This window comes from Corallococcus terminator (assembly GCF_049194865.1).
Lineage (GTDB): Bacteria > Myxococcota > Myxococcia > Myxococcales > Myxococcaceae > Myxococcus > Myxococcus terminator_A.
Genome location: NZ_JBLZWL010000129.1, coordinates 82446 through 100605 on the forward strand (window position 1 = coordinate 82446; position 18160 = coordinate 100605).

An 18160-nucleotide genomic window follows, 5' to 3' on the forward strand; every position below is an offset into this window, starting at 1 on the left:
CGTTCGACCTCCCCCCGGGCCATGTGCGCATTGCCGTACCCCACAGTCGGTGGAGCCGCCGGGCGGTACAGTGCGAGCGCACGTCAGGTGGGGTGCAGGTGTGCCTGCTCGGCTCCCTGCCAGGGATGAGCCAGGGCGGGGACCACCCTTCGTCCGCCTGTCTCCTTCGGACGTGGATTGAACCCCCGGACGCGCTTTCTTACACTTGGGGCTCGTGGAGCGCTCGCGGCGCGGTGGCTGGCCGCATGCTCCAGAGTGAGAGCTCCTGGATGTCGTCTGAAGAGCTGGGTGAACGCGAGAAGGAAGTCCTCCGGGCGGTGGTGCAGGAGTACATCTCCACGGGCGGGCCGGTGGGGAGTCAGCAGCTCGCTCGCCGCCCCGGGTTCGAGGTCTCCTCGGCCACGATGCGCAACGTGTTGGCGGACCTGGAGGAGCTGGGGTTTTTGGAGAAGCCTCACACCTCGGCCGGCCGGGTACCCACCGACGCGGGCTACCGCTTCTACGTGGACACGCTCGTCAAGCTGAAGGACCCCACGCCCAGGGACCGTGAGCTCATCCACGCGGGCCTCTTCCATGACGCGAACCTGGAGGAGGTGCTGGGCGACGCCAGTCGACTCCTCCACTCGCTGACGCGGCACGCGGGCGTCGTCGTCACGCCCCGGCCCGAGTCGGCGGTGTTCCGTCGCATCGAGTTCCTCCGCCTGCGCGAGGACCGGGTGCTCGCCATCCTGGTGGGGCAGAGCGGGCAGGTGCACAACAAGGCCATCACCGTCGACTTCCCCATCACCTCGGATGAGCTGATGCGGGCGAGCAACTACCTGTCGGAGCTCTTGCACGAGGTTCCGCTGGAGGAGGCGCGTGAGCGCATCCGCTCGGAGATGGACCAGGAGCAGGCGCTCTACAACGCGATGACGGCGAAGGCGCTCAAGCTGGGCGCGGCGGCCACGGACCTGCCGACGACGGAGCGCGTGCTCATCCAGGGGACGAACTCCTTTTTGGAGCAGCCGGAGTTCGCGGACGTGGAGCGCATGCGCGCGCTCTTCAAGACGCTGGACGAGAAGCACCGCCTGTTGTCGCTGCTGGACCAGGTGCAGCGCGCCAACGAGATGCAGATCTTCATCGGCGCGGAGAGCGACTTCTCCGCCGCTGGCGACGTGTCCGTCATCGCGAGCCCCTACGGAAATCAGGAGCAGGTGCTGGGCACGGTGGGCGTCATCGGCCCCACGCGGATGGACTACCGCCGCGTGATTCCGCTGGTGAACTTCACCGCGCAGGTGCTCTCGCGCGTGCTGGAGAAGGTGTAGCGCGGCTCACTCCGCGCGGAGGGACAACCCCCGCGCGGATGTCGTCCCGCATGATGGAGAAGGTGTAGCGCGGCTCACTCCGCGCGAGTGGCCTGCAACTCGCGCTCGCCGCTGTCGCGCCGCACCTGGAGCCGCACCGGTGTGCCGGGCGCGCCTCGGGTGCGTGCCTCCGCTTCCGTCCTGTCGCGCACCACCAGGCCATCCACCGCGAGCAGCCGGTCGCCCACCACCACGCCCGCGCGCGCGGCGGGCCCGTCCGGCGTCAGCCACGCCACGGCCACTTGTCCGCGCTCCTCGCTGAAGCCCGCGCCCACCGTGCCCGGCGACGCGCGGCGCGGGGACACCGTCACGTCACCCAGGTCCGAGGCCTCCGCCTCCGTCACCTTCACGGAGTGCGTCTCCACGCGTCCTTCGGGCGGCAGCAGGCGCACCGTGTGCGGACCGGGCCTGACGTCGTCCAGGCGGAAGCGGCCGTCGGCGGCAGTGACGGTGTCGGGCTTCGCGGACACGGCGCGATCCAGGAACACCGCCACGCCCGCCGCGGGACCACCACTCCTGCTCCACACCGCGCGCCCGATGATGGAGGCCGCGCCCCCCGTCGTGAGCGGCACCTCCACGTTCGCGCCGCCGCCCGGCTCCAGCGCCACCCGCGCCGAGCCCGTGCGTCCGTCATGCGTCTGCACGTGCACCTTCACCACCTGCCCGGGTGCGTCCCTCAGCTCGAAGGTGTCCCCGCTGAAGCGCCGCGTGGACGGAGCCAGCGGCTCCCACGGCAACTCCTCGCCGTTGTCCTCCGTCAGCCGCAACGTGAAGCCCTCGGGCGCCGCGCCACCTCGCGCCACCACCTTGCCGCGCAAATGGGCCGCGGGCTGAAGGCGCGGGTCCACCAGGCCCTGGCCCTCGCGCACCGAGGGCACTCGCACGACGCGCCCTCCGTTGTGGGCCACCAGTTCCTCCAGCGGCGGCGCGCCCGAGGGACGCGTGGGGATGGCGAACGTGCCGTCCTCGTCCGCTCGCACGCGCATGGTGAAGGGCATGTTCCCTCCCTGCACCGCCGCCACCACGGCGAAGGGACTGGGCGTGCCGGAGGGCTCGCGCACCGTGCCGGAGATGCCGCGCTCCTCCACGAGCACCAGGTCCTGCTGCACCGCGCTCCCCGCGTGCACCGTCACGCTCGGGTCGTCGTCCTGGAAGTAGATGAAGCGCGCGCGAGGCAGCACCGCGGTGAGCTGGTACACGCCCGCTGGCAGCTCGAGCTGATACGTGCCCGCCGCGTCCGTCTCCGCCCACGCCAGGTCGGAGGCGCCGCCGGAAGCGCCGCGTGGCACCGCGCGCACCACCGCGGGCTCGGACAGGGGCTCGCCCGAGGCCTGCGTCACCCGGCCCTGCACCATGCCGGACTCCGCCAGCGTCAGGTCCACGCGCACGCGCGCGCCGGCTTTCAACGTCTCCACGCGGCTCGTCCAGCCCCGCGAGCCCTCTCTCCGCGCGCGCACCGCCGCCGGGCCGGGCACCAGCCCGCTCAGCATGTACGCGCCTTGCGTGTCCGTGCGCGTGGTGCTCACGGCGCCTCCGCCCGTACGCGGCTGGGCGCGCACCTCCGCGCCCGCCACCGGCTGCCCCTGGGGATTGAGCACGACGCCCTCGACCTCGGCCGTGGCCGGCTCCAGCTTCACATCGAGTGTCGCGTGCGCCCCCTCGGTCACCACCACGCCGTCATGCGTGGCGCTCGCGAAGCCCCGTGCCCGCACCGCCACGTCGTACTCACCGGGAGGCAGGTCCAGTCGATAGACCCCCTCGCCTCCGGACGTGGTGCGGCCCAGCTCTCCGTCGGCGCCCGAGGGACTGACGACCACCACCGCGTCGCGCACCGGCGCGCCATCGCCCGTCGACACCACCTGCCCGGTCAGCCCGCTCGCCGCGCCCAGCCTCACGGTGAGGCCTCGCAGCGTCTGGCCCGGGGCCACGAACAGCGTGCCGGGCACGCGGCCCAGGGTGTCGCCGTGTCGCGCGGACACCACCCAGTTGCCTCCACCCACCTCGAGCGCGAAGCCTCCGCCCTCGCTGGTGGAGGTGCTCACGGGCTCCCGTCCACCCGACGCCGTCACCTGAGCGCTGGTGACGGGCTGCCCCTTCGCGTCCACGACGAAGCCCTCCAGCGTGCCCGCGCCCCACAGTCCCACCACCAGCTCTCCCTGCTGGGGCACATGGAGGAAGCGCAGCGTGCGGCGGCTGTAACCCGGCGCCTCGGCCGTGAGGCCATAGCGGCCCGGCGCCAGCCCGGAGAACTGGAACTGGCCGCGCCCGTCGCTCGTCGCCGTCACGGCCTCCTCGGCCATCGTCGCGGGCTCCGCCCAGGCGATGGCGGCTCCGGGATACGGATGGAGCGTCACCTCCGCCAGCGGCACCGGCTCGCCGCCTTTCTCCTCCACCGTGCGACCCTGGAGCGTCACCCCCGCGCTCAGCGTCAGCTCGACGGACGTCTCCGACTCGCCCGAGGGACGCGTGGCCTCGCGGCGCGCGGGCGCATGGCCCTGCGCGCGCGCGGACAGCAGGTAGTCACCGGGCCGGGTCGGCAGTCGCAGCGTGCCGTCCTCGGCCGTGGTGCCCTCACCCGCGAGCCGCCAGGAAGACGGCGCGGTATCGGCGCGGTCCGTCGCCTCCTTGCGCCAGGCCCGCACCGTCGCGCCCGGCACTGGACCCGAGGAGCCCACCACTCGCACCACGAAGGCGCCTTCCTCGTCGGCCGCGGGCTCGTCGCGAGCCGTCGTGGCCGACACGGACTCGGCGCGGGCGGCCAGGCCTCCGACGTCGGCGGTGGGGCTCGCGTGGAGCCCCGAAGGTGTCGGATGGGAGGGCGTGCCGGGCCTCGGCACGCGGAACCAGAGCAGCAGCACCGCGCCAATGGCGAGCAGGGCGGCGAAGAAGAGGGGACGTTGGGACCGCAGGCGCATGTGGGCTCGTCCTCGGAAGGACGCCAGCGTAGGCCAGCCTGGGTCATTTCGGAATTAGGCGGGAGCGGGGGCGTAGACGCGCAGGGCCGCGGGGGCCACCTCGAAGCGCATGGGCGTGAGGCCGACGAGCTCTCCGTCCGCGTTGACCTCCTGCGGCGGAGTCGCCTCGACGTACAGCCGCACGGCGCGCAGCGCGGTGACCGCGGGGTTCTCCGCGTGCTCCCCGGTGCGCACCGCCAGCGCCACCCGCGCGAGTGTGGCCAGGTCCTGGAGCTGGCCCAGGCCCGTGCCATCCCGGCCGGAAGCCGAGGAGGGCGCGGAGACGGCGTAGACGTGCAGCCGCCGGTCATCCAGGCGCGCGTCGGGAGCCACCATGTTGCCAGCGCCGTGGTACAGCCCGTTGCCCACCACGAGCTGCAGCACGTCCAGCTCCAGCTCCTGGTCATCCGCTTTGATTCGGATGCGGAAGGGGCGCAGGTCCTTCACCTCGGCGGCGGCGGCCACCGGATAGGCCAGCTTGCCCGCACGCTGCTTCAGCTGCTTCGTCAGCCGCCGGGCAATCGCCGAGGCCAGCCCCAGGCTCGCCGCGTTGAGGAACGGGCGCCCGTTGGCCAGGCCCACGTCCACGCGCGCGGTGTAGCCCCGCGCGATGACGTCACACGCCGACTCGATATCGGGGGCGATGCCCAGGGAGCGCGCGAAGTCGTTGCCGGTGCCCAGCGGCAGCACGCCCAGCGTCACGTCGCGTCCCAGCAGGTGCGCCACCACGCCGCTCAGGGTGCCGTCTCCGCCGCCCACGATGATGCGGCGGGTGCCTTTGCCCAGCACCTGCTCCAGCACGCGGCGCAGCCGTCCACTTTTCGACAGTGCGTGGCTCTCCGCCACGATGACGCCGCGCGAGGCGAGGGCGTCACGGGCGAGCGCATAGGCCTCCCGGCCCGAGCGCGACTGCGTGTTGACCACCAGGGCCGCGGGCCCGTCGTCCGGGGCCAGCCGGCGTGGAGGCTCGATGAGCGCGGGTTCCAGGGGGACCTCCTCCTTGTTGCGTGCCGGAAAAGGTGTGCACGCGGAGTCCACGAGGCCAGCGGGCCCCGGGGGAAGATGACCGAAAGCCACCGGCCACTCGAAGCCCCGAGGCCCCTGGAGGGCAACCTGGGAGACGAGGGTTCAGTCCTCCGCGTCGCGTCCCTCGACGATGCGGCGCTGGATGTCCTGGCGCAGCGGGAGGGCCTCCTCCGTGCTCAAGCGGCCGTCGCCGTTGGTGTCATGGGCGGCCAGCAGCGTCGCACGGCGCTCCTGGGCCGCCTCCACGCGGTCCGTGCGCAGCGCCACGCGCTCACCCGCGTCGAGCACGCCGTTGTCATTCGTGTCGTAGGTCACCAGCCGCTCCTGGCGCCGCGCCTCCCACCGGGCGCGCCGGGCCACCCGAGCCGCCTGCCGCTCGGCCTCGTCCAGCGAGCCGTCGCCGTTGGTGTCGTGCTGCTCCAGCCGCTCGGTGCGCAGGCGCTGGCAGCGCGCCTCCATGGCCTCCACCAGCGCGCCGCGCTCCTCGGCGGACAGCGCGCCGTCGCCGTTCTCGTCGAAGGCCCAGCGCACACGCCAGAAGGCCCAGTGCCGCGCACGGCGGCCGAGCTGCGCCAGGCGGGGGCGCGGGGCGTCGCGCTGCTCCCCCACGTCCGCCTTCAGCTCGCGCAGCTCCCGCACGCTCAGCTGGCCGTCTTTGTCGTCGTCGTACTTCTCCACCACCGCTTGTCGATGCGCGCTGAAGTCGCACGTCTTCCCCTCGTCGGTGGGCTCCGTCTCCAGTCCGCCCACGTCCTCGTCGGCCATGGCCTCGCGCTGCGAGGCGTTCGTGTCCGCCACCGCGTCCGCGCCCAGCGCGCCGTCTTCCTCCGCGGCCGTGAGATAGGACGCGGCCTCGCCCACGTACCGCGCGGTCTCATCCGGTACGTCGTCGCCACAAGCGGTGAGCCCGAAGGGCAGGGTGAAGCACAGCGCTGCGGCGAGGATGCGACGGTGAGTGGTGACTCGGTTCATGGAAGGGGCTCCAGGTTCGAAGTGCGGCGGTGTCCGGCCTCGCTTTGCTGAAACCCGGTGCGTCGGAAGAAGTTGCGGGGCGGACAGCGGTGGGCGCCGCACGCTTCCCGGCGCCAGGGCGGCTGCGCACCTTCCAGGCGCGGCCGGCTGTGTGCCGGCGAGGCGAGAACCCTGGAGGTTGCCGCATGGCACGAGGCAGCAAGGCGAAGTACACGGCGAAACAGAAGCGGATGGCCGCGAAAATCGAGAAGGGCTACGAGGACCGGGGCGCGTCGGAGAAGACGGCGGCGGCGCGAGCCTGGGCCACGGTGAACAAGGCCACGGGCGGCGGGATGAACGGCGGCTCCGGCAGCAAGGCGAAGGTGGCCCGGCGCCGTCCCCTGGTGAAGGCCGCCGCGAAGAAGGCCGCGCGCAAGCGCACCGCCGCGCAGCGCTCCGCGTCCGCCCGCAAGGCGGCGGCCACGAGGAAGCGCAACACGCCCGTGCGTGCCACGCGCTCCGGGAGCAAGTCCACCGTGCGTCGCGCGGCCGGACGTCGAGTCACCGCGCGTCGCGGCTCCACGAGCACGCGCTCCAAGAGCGGCACGGCGCGCAAGAGCACGAAGCGCGGCGCCAGCACGCGGCGGGGCTCACGCGGCTCGCGGAAGTAGTCGCGAGCAGTTAGCGCCCCATCCTCGGTGAGCCCGAGGTGGGGCGCGAACGCCCTGCTGCTTCAGCGGTTCTCTTCGTCCTTGGAGGCCGGCGGCGTGGCGCCGGGTCCATTCCATGGCCAGTCGACCGAGGAGTCCTCGGCCAGCCGCAGCAGCTCCGAGGGGTCCTTCACCAGCAGGCGGCAGCCCGCGGCGCGCAGGTCCTCCGGAGAGAAGCCTCCGGCCAGCACACCCACGGTGGACAGCCCCAGCTTGCCCGCGGCGAGCGCGTCATACGGCGTGTCGCCCACCACCACCGTCACGTCCGGAGCGGGCCGTCCCAGCTTGATGAGCGCGCTCTCGAAGATGTCCGGGTGGGGCTTGCCCTTGTCCACCTCGTCCTGGCTCGCCTTCGTCTCGTACAGGCCGTCGATGCCGCACAGTCGCACGTAGTGCTGCAGCTCCTCGTCCTTCGCGCCGGAGGCCAGGGCGATGCGCCGTCCGTGCTGACGCAGGCGCTGGAACAGCTCCCTCACGCGCGGAAACGGCCTCACCTTGGGCAAGAACTCCCGGACGAAGAGCTTGGAGCGGTACTCCTCCAGCTCCTTGCCGAAGCGCTCGAGCTCATCGTCGTTGAAGAAGACGGGAATGAGCTGATCCGCGCCCTTTCCAATCTGACTGCGGACGTGAGCGAACGGGAAATCCCTGCCGAAGTGCAGGAACGCGCGTCGCCAGGCCTCGGCGTGCTCGTCCACCGAGTCCACCAGTGTTCCATCCACGTCGAAGATGACGTTCTCCACCATCGCGCGCCTCCCGGGCCAAAGTGGGGACGCCCGGGGTGGCGGTCAACCGCCCGTGGGTGGGTTCTCCGCGGGCGCCTCCACCAGTGTTCGTGTCTTCACATCGTAGCCCTCGGGAGCCGTGAGGGTGAAGGCATCATTGGGAGGGGGGCTGTTCAGCTCCACACGTCCGAGCACCGTCTCGCCGACCTTCTGCCCGCCCAGCCACCGGGTGAGGCGCTTGGGGACGCACAGTCCCAGGGCCTCGTCGCAGTGCTCCTCCTCCATCCGGACCTCCGCCTCGGTGCCGTCCGGCGAGCGCGAGCGCTTGTCCAGGAAGTCGAGCCCCGGCCAGCGCAGCACGTACACCAGCGCCACGCCCCCGGCCTCGCCCCCCAGCGTCGCCGTCAGCTCCACGGCCTCCTGGGCGCGGGGGTGTTTCACGCGGCGCAGGGTGGCGCCCCGGGACAGCAGCGGCGCGCGGAAGCCCTCCGGGGTGAAGACGCCGAAGGTCTCCGTGAGGAAGCCCGCCAGCTTCGCGGGCGGCAGCTCCGACTTGAACGTGGTGAAGCGCTTCTCACCGTCGAGCTGCTCGAAGAGGTGGATGCCGTCCCACGAGAAGATGCGCGTGGGCGGAGTGCCCAGCGTGCCGCGCATGCGCTGGGGGGCGCGGTAGTCGAAGGTGAAGGGCACCAGGTCCTGGCCCTCGTCCTTCACCGTGCCGGCGATGTGATAGCCGGAGAGCTTCGTGTCGCGCTCCGCCAGCCGCTGCTTCACCTGCCCGGCGAGCGCCGCGGTGTCGTCCGTCTTGCGTGAGCAGCCCGCGAGGGCGAGGAGGACACAGGGGGCGAAGTGGCTGAGGCGCATGGAATGAGAAAGTGAGGCAGGAGGGTGGCTGAAAAGCAAGGAGGCCCGCCTGTCGCCAGGGGGCCTCCCGAAAAGCTGCCGCCGTGTGGGCCGGCCGCCTGACTACTTCACCGCCACGCCGGTCGCCGTGGAGGAGGTGATGCCGATGATGGTGCCGAACAGGGCGTAGATGCCGTGACGGGGGGTGGTGGCCGCCGACTTCAGGTCGACCTTGGACGCGCCCATCGCCTTCGCCTCGGCGATCAGGAGCTTGTTCACCACGGTGTCCAGGTCGCTCTGGACGATGTCGATGATGTGGAAGATGGCGGTCAGGCCCAGCGCGTTGGTCTGGATGACGGCCACGGCCTCACCGTTGGCCGCGATCTCGCTGCCGGAGACAACGGCGCTCTCGACGCTGGTGCAGCCAATGAGGCTGGACGCGGCAACGGCGGACAGGATGAGCTTCTTCATGGTTTTCCCCTCTTTGAGTGTGGCTTGGATGGTGGTTGGACACTCCCAGGAAGAGAGCGCCCGTCCGTTTGATTGGAACCTCAAGCGGCGGGGTACGTACCAGATGTCGACTCCATGTCAAGGTCCGTCCGGACACACTGTACGGACGTTGGAAGAGCGCGCTCGCGTTGCAATGCACATCTCGCCTTGCTAGCCCAACCCCGAGGCTCCTGAATGGACACCGTCCCCGTCGCACGTCCCGCGCCCCGGTACTGGCTTCACTTGCTGCTGCTGCTGCTGACGGTGGTGACGACCTTCACCTCGTACCTGCTGTACTTCCACTTCCAGCGGCCCTACTCGCCGGACGAGGTCTCCACGGAAGCGGCGCTGCGCGCGCTGTCGTTCAGCCTGTCGCTGCTGGCGATTCTGGGCACTCACGAGATGGGCCACTACGTGCTCGCGCGCCTCCACCGTGTGGACACGTCGCTGCCGTACTTCATCCCGTTGCCGGTGCTGGGCGTGGGCACGCTGGGCGCTGTCATCCGCATCCGGGACCGCATCCCCCACCGCAACGCGTTGGTGGACATTGGCGCCGCGGGGCCGCTGGCGGGCCTGATTGTCGCGCTGCCCATCCTCTACTGGGGGCTGGCGCACTCCACGGTGGTGGACGCGCCGCGGGTGGCTTCCCAGTTCCCCGGCGAGGCGTCGCTGTGGGTCTACGGCAAGGACCTGTTCACCTGGGTGATGGCGAAGTTGACCCATGCGCCCGCCGCGCCGGAGGAGACGTTTCATGGCGTGCAGACCGTGTTTGGTGACAGCCTGTTGATGCAGGGGCTGACGTGGCTGGCGTTGGGGCCCCTGCCGGAGGGCAAGGACGTGCTGGTTCATCCGGTGGTCATCGCGGGCTGGTTCGGCCTGCTCGTCACGCTGCTCAACCTGATGCCCATGGGGCAGCTGGATGGCGGGCACCTGGCGTTCGCGCTGTTGGGCCGTCACGCGCACTGGGTGGGGCGGGCCATGGCCGCGCTGTTGTTGTTCCTCACGCTCTTCGTCACCGCGTCCTGGGGGCTGTGGCTGTTGGTGACGAGCAAGGTGGTGGGCTTCGGGCATCCGGAAGTGGTGGAGCCGTTGGAGCCGCTCAGTCCCTCGCGCAAGCTCATCTGCGCGCTGTGCCTCTTGGCCCTCATCGGCTGCGCGATGCCCGTGCCGCTGCGTCAGGTGGTGTCATGAAGTTCCAGTGTGAAGCCTGTGAGCGGCTCATCCCCCTGGAGTCCTTCCGGATGGAGGGGGGCGGGCTGGTGGTGCAGTGCCAGCGCTGCGGCGCGGAGAACCGCGCGCGTGCGTCGGTGTCCCCGGCGCTGTCCCAGGAGGGCTCCGGCTCGACGCAGTCCGTGTCGGAGGATGCCGTGGCGTCGTCGTCGTCGGCCTTGTCCGCACGCGCCAGCGCGCCGGCCCTGCGGGTGGTGCGGGGCGCGACGGTGCCCGTGACGCTGGACGACGAGGCGCTCTTCACGCCGCCGCCGGGCCACTGTCCCAAGTGCGTGTCGTCGCGGCGGGAGGTGGACACGTCCTGCGCGCAATGCGGGCTGGTGTACGCCAACTTCCTGGCGGACGAGCACCAGCCCTCGGAGGAGCTGAGGGGGGCGTGGCGCTCGCTGGCGGAGCGCTGGGAGGAGTGGGAGGCGCACGACAGGCTGCTGACCCTGGCCATGGGGCGCGGGGAGCTGGCGGCGGCGGGGCGGCTGTATCGGGTGCGGCTGGCGCGGGCGCCGGACGACGCCGTGGCGCACCGGGCGCGGGAGGAAGTGGTGCGCCGGGCCACCCTGGTGGTTCCCACGGAGGTGGAGTCCTCGGAGCTGTCGGCGGGCAAGCGGCGGCTGCGCGCGGCGGCCATCGCGGTGCTCTCCCTGGTGGTGTTGATGCTCCTGGCGTTCATCATCCAGCGCGTGCGGCTGCTCTTGTCCGGCGACCTGCCCTGACCCGGCGGGCGACGCCTCCCCCGCGGGGCGGCCGGCCATGCGGGCAGGGATGTGGGCCTCGGACGGAAACGGGCCTGGGGCGCGGCTGGCTGCTATCGTGTCGGGCCGCTCCCGCGAGGCTCGCCACCCCCGATGACGCTCCCCGTCTCTCCCTCAGCCACTGTCGACAGCCTGCTCGGTCCGGGGGGCGCGCTCCAGGTGGCCCTGCCCGCGTACGAGCACCGGCCAGAGCAGCTCCAGATGGCGCGCGCCGTGGAGCGAGCCTTCGCGGAGCGCAGCTATCTGCTGGCGGAGGCGGGCACGGGCACGGGCAAGACGCTCGCCTACCTGGTGCCCGCGCTCTTGTCGGGCCGCCGCGTCGTGGTGTCCACGGCGACGAAGACGCTGCAGGACCAGATCTTCTTCAAGGACCTGCCGCTCCTGCGCGAGAAGATGGGGCTCACCTTCGAGGCCGCGTACCTCAAGGGGCGCAACAACTACCTCTGCCTGCAGCGCTACGGGGCCTTCGCCAAGGAGCCGCAGTTCGGCTCGCGTGACGAGGCGCGGTACTGGCCCAAGCTGAAGGCGTGGGCGGAGGAAACGCAGACCGGAGACCGCAGCGAGCTGGATTTGCCGGAGTCCTTCAGCGCGTGGGCGCGGCTGTCCACCACGTCCGAGACGTGCGTGGGCACGCGGTGCCCGCTGTACGAGCCGTGCTTCGTCACGCGCATGCGCAAGCGCGCGGAGAGCGCGGACCTGCTGGTGGTCAACCACCACCTCTTCTTCGCGGACCTGTCGCTGCGCACCTCCGGCAAGCGCACCGAGGGCGTGCTGCCGTACTACGAGGCCGTCGTCTTCGACGAGGCGCATGCGCTGGAGGACGCGGCCAGCGGCCACTTCGGCGTGGGTGTCTCCAACTACCGGTTGGAGGAGCTGGCGCGCGACGCGGTGGCGTCGTTGAAGGAAGACGACTCGCGGCACGCGATGCTGCGCGCGTTGGCGGCACGGCTGCGCACCAGCGCGGACGCCTTCTTCGCGCAGGCACCCCGGGCGCTGGGGTTGTCGGGCCACGAGGCCTCCGTGTCGATTCAGCCGGAGGCGATGGGCAAGCTGTCCAGCGCGTTGGGAGGAGTGCGCGAGGGCCTGGCCGCGCTGTCCGCCTTCTCCGCGGGCGAGCGCGAGCCGGAGCTGGCCGCGATTACGCGCCGCGCGGACGAGCTGGAGGAGCAGCTCTCCTTCCTGGAGAAGGCGGAGTCGGCGGACCACGTGTACTGGGCGGAGCAGCGCGGCAAGGGACTGTTCCTGCGCGCCAGTCCCATCGACGTGGCGAAGGAGCTGCGCGAGCGGATGTACGGCGCGCTCGACACGGTGGTGTACACGTCCGCGACGCTGGCGGCGGAGAGCCGCTTCGACTTCTTCGCCCGGCGCATGGGGCTGTATGGCGAGGATGGCCAGACGGTGACGCGCGTGCGCACGCTGGCGGTGCCCAGCCCGTTCGACTATCCGCGCCAGTCCGCGCTGTACCTGCCCACGCACCTGCCGGACCCGAGCGCCCCCGGCTTCATCGAGGCGGCGGCGGAGGAAATCGTCGAGCTCTGCCAGGTGACGGGGGGCCGGGCCTTCGTGCTCTTCACGTCGTTGCGCAACATGGTGCGCGCGTACGAGCTGGCGGCGGGGCGGCTGCCGTACCAGGCGTTGCTCCAGGGCGAGCGGCCCAAGCAGCAGTTGCTGGAGGCGTTCCGCGACACGCCGAGCGTGCTCTTCGCGGCGCACAGCTTCTGGGAGGGCGTGGACGTGCCGGGAGACGCGCTCAGCCTGGTCATCATCGACCGGCTCCCGTTCGCCTCGCCGGGAGACCCGCTGGTGGCCGCGCGCATCAAGCAGCTCCAGTCGCGGGGTGAGGAGCCCTTCGAGCAGTACCAGCTCCCCCAGGCGGCGCTGGCCCTGCGTCAGGGCTTCGGGCGCCTGATTCGCACCCAGTCCGACAAGGGCATCGTCGCCATGTTGGACCGGCGCATCCTCACCAAGGCGTATGGGCAGGTGTTCCTGGACAGCCTCCCGGACGCGCGGCGGATGGACGACCTGGTGGAGCTGAGCCGCTGGTTCAACGGCCCGGTGCGCCCGGTGCGCGCCTTGCGTTCGGTGGAGTGAGCCGGAAATCCGGGCGAAATTGCCCGAGAATCCCGCTCATTTCGTATGCCTTCGGCCGAGTCTGCTGCCCACGGCCGTCCTCGCACCCCAGAGCCCTGACGTGGACTGTCCGGTCCTTTCCTTCCCGCGCCTTGTCCTGCTCGCCGCCGTGGCGCTGCTGTGCGCGTGTGAGCCCATCTCGCTGAGGCCCGCGGGGATGGACCCAGCGGACGCGGGCTCCGACGGGGACGACGGGGGCGACGATGGCGGGGGCGACGGCGGCGACGGTACGGGCGGGAGGACTGAGCCGGATGGCGGGGGGGACGGTGGGACGGACGGCGGGATTCCGGAGGACGCGGGGACGGATGCGGGGCCTCGAATCCCCCGGCCTCCGCTGGGCGATGGCGGGGTGGATGCGCGGATGACGGAGTGGAGCGCGTGCGAGGACGGGTGGCAGTCGCGCACGGTGCTCCCGCTGGGAAGTGACAGGGGGTATCCGCAGTTCGCGCTGGATGCGGACGGCGAGGCGTACTTCCTGGAGTACACCGACGAAGTCCTGCGGGTGGTGACGACGAAGCCCTGGCGTGTCTTCGCCGACATGGACGTCGTGGGAGGGCAGTGGTGGCTGGGCGGCATCCGCGTGGATGCGGCGGGGGACGTCCACCTGGCCATCAACCCGCGGTTCAATGACCTGTCGGCGGTGGTCCCCACCGATTTCCTCCACCACACGGGGGGACGCTGGGAGCGCGCTCGGCTGATGAGTGGCTGGGTTCGGGCCTATGACCTGGATGCGCTGGGACAGGTCCAGGCGCTCAGCCTGGTGGATGCCGTGAAGCACCGGCTCAACCATGTGCAGGGGGGTATCGAGGACTTGTCTGTCATCGACACAGGACTTGAGTTGGGAGTGCCCTACTCCGGTGTGTCGATGCGCGTGGATGCGCGGGGCAAGGCCCATGTGACGTATGAGAGCGGGGGCGAGCCAGGCCGCCCGGACATCTACTACGCCACGAATGCCTCGGGGACGTGGGTGAGGGAGTTGGTCACCGCGGTGGGGGCGCGTCCGGTCATCGCGCTATCGCCGGCGGGGGTGCCGCGGATCCTCTGGTCGCAAGTGGGCGTCGTGAACCTGAGCACCCGGACTGCCCAGGGCGAGTGGACCACCACTGCGCTTCCCTTCGAGGGGGCCGGGCAGATGAGGATCTCCGCCTCGGGCGTGGTGCATGTGCTGCACACCGTCGAGAAGCGGCTGGAGTACCTGGACAACGCGCAAGGGACTTGGTCGGCGAAGACGGTCATCGACATGGCGTCCAGCCCCCGTGATGCATCCCTCTTCGACTGGGCACTGGAGGTGGATGCCCAGGGCCGTGCGCATGCGATGTACACGGAGGTGGTCGACGACCATGCTGGGGACGTGCCGCGAATACTCCGGCGCCTCGGCTATTCGCGGCAATGCCCGTGAGCGGTCAACCTTCGCAATCAGGCCGGGAGGAGACTCCGTCTGACTTTGGCCAGCCCCACCCCTGTCGCCCTCTCACCTCCAGGTCTGCCGTGGACCGTCCCGTCATCCTTCGCTTGAGTCTCTGTGTGCTCGCCGTCGTCGCGCTGCTGAGCGCGTGTGAGCCCATCTCCCTTCCCGCGCTGGACAAGCCCGGAGGGACTGGGGCGGTGGACGCTGGCACCGACGTTCCTGAAGACGGAGGAGACGACGGTGGGTCGCCAGATGGAGGGCCCGTGGCGCCCGCGGATGGTGGACCCGTTGAGTCTCCAGACGCGGGAAGTGATGGCGGAGACGTGCGCGAAGATGCGGGGAGCGGCGCGCTGGAAGACGCGGGGAGCGGCACACCGGAAGACGCGGGCGGGAATGGGCAGATGACGCCGTGGAGCGCATGTGAGGACGGCTGGCAGTCGCGCACCGTGCGTCCGCGAGGCGGTTGGGCGTCTCCGAATTTCGCCTTGGACTCGGATGGTGACGCGTACTTCGTCGACTACACCGACAACGTCATTCGCGTGTCGACCACGAAACCCGGACGTGTGGTGGAAGGGACAGGGTGGGTGGGCCTTCCGTGGGTGGGAGGTGTCCGCGTGGATGCCCAAGGTGAGATTCATCTGGCCATGAGTGCCGTCGCCAATGGCAGTGAGCCGATGTCCATCTCCTTCCTCCGCTACACCGAAGGTCGGTGGGAACGCACGTCGACGCCGAGTGGCCAGGTGAAGGACTTCGACATGGATGCGCAGGGGAACCTCCACGCCCTCTCCGTGGTGGAGGCCAACGGCCTGTACTTCAATCACGTGCACGGTCGCCCCGGGGCATTGGTGGTGGACAACACGGGCCTCGAGGTGGGCGACCTCTATCGCACCTCGCTGCTGCGCGCGGATGCGCAGGGGCACGCGCATGTGGTGTACGAGCGCTCCACGAACCCCAAGGGCCTGTACTACGCCACCAATGCCACGGGGGTGTGGGTCAAGGAGTTGCTCTCCGCGACGGGCAAAGAGCCCACCATCGCGGTGACGCCCTCGGGAGTTCCCCACGTCCTGTTCACCGAAGAAGGCCAGTTGGCCCTGGGGATTCGTCGTACGCCCGGCGATTGGTCCACGTCCCTGCTCCAGGCCTGGGGTGTGGGCTATTCCTCCATCGCGGTGGACTCCTCGGGAGGGGTCCACGTGCTGCATCCCGGCGGTCTCCAGCGGCAGGTGAACTACTGGAACAATGGCAGTGGAAGCTGGGTGATGAAGACAATCGCCAGTTATGAGGAGGCTTCCATGCCGGTCTTGGATATGTCCGTGCAGGTGGATGCGCGAGGCCGCGTCCATGCCATGTACTATCTGGTCCTGCCGGACTTGGAGACAGGGGCGATGGCCAGGACCCTCGACTACGCCCGTCAGTGCCCCTGAGGCTCAGGGGGCGTCGCGAAGTCGCAGGCCCACGCGCGCGAGCAGGGGAGGGCCCAGCGTGTCCACGCCCGCGCGGCCCGCCAGGTACTCGCGGTCGAAGAGGTTCTCCACCGCGGCGAAGAGGTCCACCTTCCAGAAGAGGCGCCGACTGACGGCGGCATCCACGACGAGGACCCCGCCCATGCCGCGCTCATTGAGGTCATCCTCGTACTGGGGACCGGTGACGCGCAGCTGCACGGTGGCGGTGACGAGGGACGGGTCCTCGAAGGTGAGGCTGGCGGCGCCTCGGTGTCTGGGGTCTTGCGCGAGCTGTCGCCCCACGAGCGCCGGCTGTCCTGGCGCATCCGTGACGGTGGGGTCCACGAACGTGTATCCGAGGAGCGCCGTCCACTGTCGCGACAGTCGCCAGTCGAGGCTGGTCTCCACGCCACGCACGCGGGCCTTGCCCAGGTTCTGTCGCTCGCGACCCGCGCCATCGGGGAGGGTGACGTTGGTGATGGGGTCCTCGAGCACGTTCCAGAAGCCGGTGACGCGGGCGGTGAGGGTGCGGAGGGGCTCGACCTCCACACCGGCCTCCGCGCCCCACAGGCGCTCCGCGCCGAGGTTCGCGTTGGCGGCGGTGAACACGGTGCCGACCTGGAACGGGCGATAGAGCTCGTTGAGCGTCGGCGCACGGAAGGCGCGATACCCGGAGGCGCGCAGCGTGACGGCATCCCAGGGGCGCAGACGCAGGCCCAGACGTGGACTGAGCTGGTGCTCGGTGCGGTCCTCGAAGGGCGTGGTGTCCACCGTGCCGCTGGCTCGTTCGACGCGCTGGCGCCCTTGCGTGTTTCGCCAGACGTCGAAGCGGAGCGCCGCGGACAACTCCAGGGCGGGGGTGATGGCGTAGAGGTCCTGGAGGAAGACGCCACCGGTCCACTGCGTGCCGCCGGCATCGCGGGCGAGGACGGTGTCCGGAGTCTGAGCGGGCGGAAAGAGCTGCTCGCGGGAAGTGCCCGCCAGGCGTCGGGCATCGAGGCCAGCGGAGAGCAGGTGTGCTCCTCCCGCATTCCAACTTGGAGCCGTCCACACGAGCGAGGCGCCCTGGTCATCGGCGGGGACCTCCTGGGACGCGGCGAGGGACTCGACGGCGCGGTCCTGGGCGACGCGAGCGCGGTTCTGCTCGAAGCGCAGGGCGCGGCCGAAGAGGTCCAGGGAGAAGGCGCCGAGCGTGTCGGTCTGGAGTCGAGCGCTCGCGCCAAACTGAGCCAGCTCGACGCGAGCGGTGGTGAAGCGGGTGCCGCCGTTCTGGTTCTCTCGGAAGAGGTTGGCGCGAGCGGACAGCGTCAGGGCGTCGGTGGCTTGGGCTTCCACGCGGCCGTTGAGGACGACGTGGTTGCTGGGTGTGTCACTGTCGATGGCGCCGCGTTGGCCAGGGGTGACGATGCGATAGCCGCTGCTGGTGAGCAGCTCGGTTTCGACGGCGGCGGCGATGGCGCCCCAGCGTTGGGCGCCGCGCGCGGCGAGGAGTCCCGTGTCGCGGTTGCCGTAGGAGAGGTCCGCGTCGACTGCCGGGCCGGTGATGGGGCGGGAGATGAGCTGCACGACGCCGCCGAGCGCGGAGCTGCCATAGAGGGCGGAGCCGCCACCAGGGACGACCTCGATGCGCTCCAGTCCGAGTCGAGGGAGCGAGCGCCAGAAGACCCAGCCACCGAGCGGGTCATTGACGGGGACGCCGTCCAGCAGGACGAGGGTGCGAGCGACGCCGGAGGGAGCAAGGCCCCGCAGGTTGAGACCCTGGGCGGTCGGGTCGGAGACGAGGCTCGGAGTGCGGCGGAAGGTGGCGACCGAGGGCAGGGAGCGGATGAGGGTGTCCTGCGTCAGCGATGGACTGCGGTCGATTTCCTCGCGAGGCAGCACCACGGTGGTGGCGGGCACGTCCCGCACGGGACGCGGAAGGCGCGTGCCCGTGACGACGGTGCGCGAGGATGCGCTGGGCTCCGCTGTCTCGGTGGCCGGCGCTGTACTTGATGGAACCTCAGGCGCGGTGGACGCATCGGCGATGGGAGCAGCAGGTGCCTCGTGCTGTGAGGGGGGCTCGGCGAAGGCGCGGGAGGTCGCCACCTGCTCCATGGGCGCATCGACGGCGACAAGAGGGGACGTCTCAGGCGCCGTGGGTCCATGGGCGGCGGGCCGCTCCGG

General features: G+C 70.8%; 14 protein-coding genes. 7 read left to right on the forward strand and 7 right to left on the reverse strand.

The window, feature by feature from the left end; genetic code table 11:
- The first annotated feature begins 269 nt into the window (after nt 1–269).
- Complete coding sequence (hrcA, locus tag ACN469_RS38195) at nt 270–1304, forward strand: heat-inducible transcriptional repressor HrcA (RefSeq protein WP_498776368.1); 1035 nt, start codon at nt 270–272, stop codon at nt 1302–1304.
- A gap of 74 nt (nt 1305–1378) precedes the next feature.
- Here hrcA and ACN469_RS38200 read toward each other — a convergent pair whose 3' ends face one another.
- From ACN469_RS38200 to ACN469_RS38210, 3 genes are all read right to left on the reverse strand, one after another.
- Nucleotides 1379–4258, reverse strand: coding sequence for a carboxypeptidase regulatory-like domain-containing protein (locus ACN469_RS38200; RefSeq protein WP_498776370.1), 2880 nt, complete (start codon nt 4256–4258; stop codon nt 1379–1381).
- A 54-nt stretch (nt 4259–4312) separates the two neighbouring features.
- Nucleotides 4313–5251: a lipid kinase gene (locus tag ACN469_RS38205; protein ID WP_498776641.1), complete on the reverse strand. Its 939-nt coding sequence runs from the start codon at nt 5249–5251 to the stop codon at nt 4313–4315.
- Between the two features lie 174 nt (nt 5252–5425).
- The gene (locus ACN469_RS38210; RefSeq protein ID WP_498776372.1) at nt 5426–6295 is read right to left on the reverse strand and encodes an EF-hand domain-containing protein; all 870 of its coding nucleotides are present in this window, start codon (nt 6293–6295) and stop codon (nt 5426–5428) included.
- Nucleotides 6296–6480: 185 nt separating this feature from the next.
- On the opposite strand from ACN469_RS38210, the gene ACN469_RS38215 reads away from it, so the two are divergent.
- Nucleotides 6481–6945: a transcriptional regulator gene (locus ACN469_RS38215; RefSeq protein ID WP_498776374.1), complete on the forward strand. Its 465-nt coding sequence runs from the start codon at nt 6481–6483 to the stop codon at nt 6943–6945.
- Nucleotides 6946–7007: 62 nt separating this feature from the next.
- On the opposite strand, the gene ACN469_RS38220 is transcribed toward ACN469_RS38215, so the two are convergent.
- From ACN469_RS38220 to ACN469_RS38230, 3 genes are all read right to left on the reverse strand, one after another.
- Nucleotides 7008–7727: an HAD family hydrolase gene (locus ACN469_RS38220; protein ID WP_498776376.1), complete on the reverse strand. Its 720-nt coding sequence runs from the start codon at nt 7725–7727 to the stop codon at nt 7008–7010.
- A 42-nt stretch (nt 7728–7769) separates the two neighbouring features.
- The gene (locus ACN469_RS38225; RefSeq protein ID WP_498776378.1) at nt 7770–8570 is read right to left on the reverse strand and encodes a hypothetical protein; all 801 of its coding nucleotides are present in this window, start codon (nt 8568–8570) and stop codon (nt 7770–7772) included.
- 102 nt (nt 8571–8672) lie between these two features.
- A complete protein-coding gene (locus tag ACN469_RS38230) occupies nt 8673–9020 on the reverse strand; it encodes a hypothetical protein (protein ID WP_498776380.1) in 348 nt (115 codons plus the stop codon).
- A gap of 213 nt (nt 9021–9233) precedes the next feature.
- On the opposite strand from ACN469_RS38230, the gene ACN469_RS38235 reads away from it, so the two are divergent.
- The 5 genes from ACN469_RS38235 (at nt 9234) to ACN469_RS38255 (ending at nt 15979) form a co-directional block, all read left to right on the forward strand.
- Complete coding sequence (locus tag ACN469_RS38235) at nt 9234–10229, forward strand: site-2 protease family protein (protein WP_498776382.1); 996 nt, start codon at nt 9234–9236, stop codon at nt 10227–10229.
- Complete coding sequence (locus ACN469_RS38240; protein ID WP_498776384.1) at nt 10226–10978, forward strand: hypothetical protein; 753 nt, start codon at nt 10226–10228, stop codon at nt 10976–10978. The genes ACN469_RS38235 and ACN469_RS38240 overlap by 4 nt, the downstream gene beginning before the upstream one ends.
- A 132-nt stretch (nt 10979–11110) precedes the next feature.
- Nucleotides 11111–13108, forward strand: a complete 1998-nt coding sequence (gene yoaA / locus ACN469_RS38245) for a DNA repair helicase YoaA (RefSeq protein WP_498776386.1) — start codon at nt 11111–11113, stop codon at nt 13106–13108.
- A 100-nt stretch (nt 13109–13208) separates the two neighbouring features.
- Nucleotides 13209–14546, forward strand: a complete 1338-nt coding sequence (locus ACN469_RS38250; protein ID WP_498776388.1) for a hypothetical protein — start codon at nt 13209–13211, stop codon at nt 14544–14546.
- Between the two features lie 125 nt (nt 14547–14671).
- Nucleotides 14672–15979, forward strand: coding sequence for a hypothetical protein (locus tag ACN469_RS38255; protein ID WP_498776390.1), 1308 nt, complete (start codon nt 14672–14674; stop codon nt 15977–15979).
- A gap of 3 nt (nt 15980–15982) precedes the next feature.
- On the opposite strand, the gene ACN469_RS38260 is transcribed toward ACN469_RS38255, so the two are convergent.
- The gene (locus ACN469_RS38260; protein WP_498776392.1) at nt 15983–18091 is read right to left on the reverse strand and encodes a TonB-dependent receptor; all 2109 of its coding nucleotides are present in this window, start codon (nt 18089–18091) and stop codon (nt 15983–15985) included.
- Nucleotides 18092–18160 lie beyond the last annotated feature (69 nt).

Excerpts from the sequence above, each read along its gene's own strand:
- ACN469_RS38240 (WP_498776384.1), top strand. The coding sequence starts at position 10,226 with ATGAAGTTCCAGTGTGAAGCCTGTGAGCGGCTCATCCCCCTGGAGTCC.
- hrcA (WP_498776368.1), top strand. The coding sequence starts at position 270 with ATGTCGTCTGAAGAGCTGGGTGAACGCGAGAAGGAAGTCCTCCGGGCG.
- ACN469_RS38260 (WP_498776392.1), bottom strand. The coding sequence starts at position 18,091 with ATGGAGCAGGTGGCGACCTCCCGCGCCTTCGCCGAGCCCCCCTCACAG.
- yoaA (WP_498776386.1), top strand. The coding sequence starts at position 11,111 with ATGACGCTCCCCGTCTCTCCCTCAGCCACTGTCGACAGCCTGCTCGGT.
- ACN469_RS38215 (WP_498776374.1), top strand. The coding sequence starts at position 6,481 with ATGGCACGAGGCAGCAAGGCGAAGTACACGGCGAAACAGAAGCGGATG.
- ACN469_RS38225 (WP_498776378.1), bottom strand. The coding sequence starts at position 8,570 with ATGCGCCTCAGCCACTTCGCCCCCTGTGTCCTCCTCGCCCTCGCGGGC.
- ACN469_RS38220 (WP_498776376.1), bottom strand. The coding sequence starts at position 7,727 with ATGGTGGAGAACGTCATCTTCGACGTGGATGGAACACTGGTGGACTCG.
- ACN469_RS38235 (WP_498776382.1), top strand. The coding sequence starts at position 9,234 with ATGGACACCGTCCCCGTCGCACGTCCCGCGCCCCGGTACTGGCTTCAC.
- ACN469_RS38210 (WP_498776372.1), bottom strand. The coding sequence starts at position 6,295 with ATGAACCGAGTCACCACTCACCGTCGCATCCTCGCCGCAGCGCTGTGC.
- ACN469_RS38200 (WP_498776370.1), bottom strand. The coding sequence starts at position 4,258 with ATGCGCCTGCGGTCCCAACGTCCCCTCTTCTTCGCCGCCCTGCTCGCC.
- ACN469_RS38230 (WP_498776380.1), bottom strand. The coding sequence starts at position 9,020 with ATGAAGAAGCTCATCCTGTCCGCCGTTGCCGCGTCCAGCCTCATTGGC.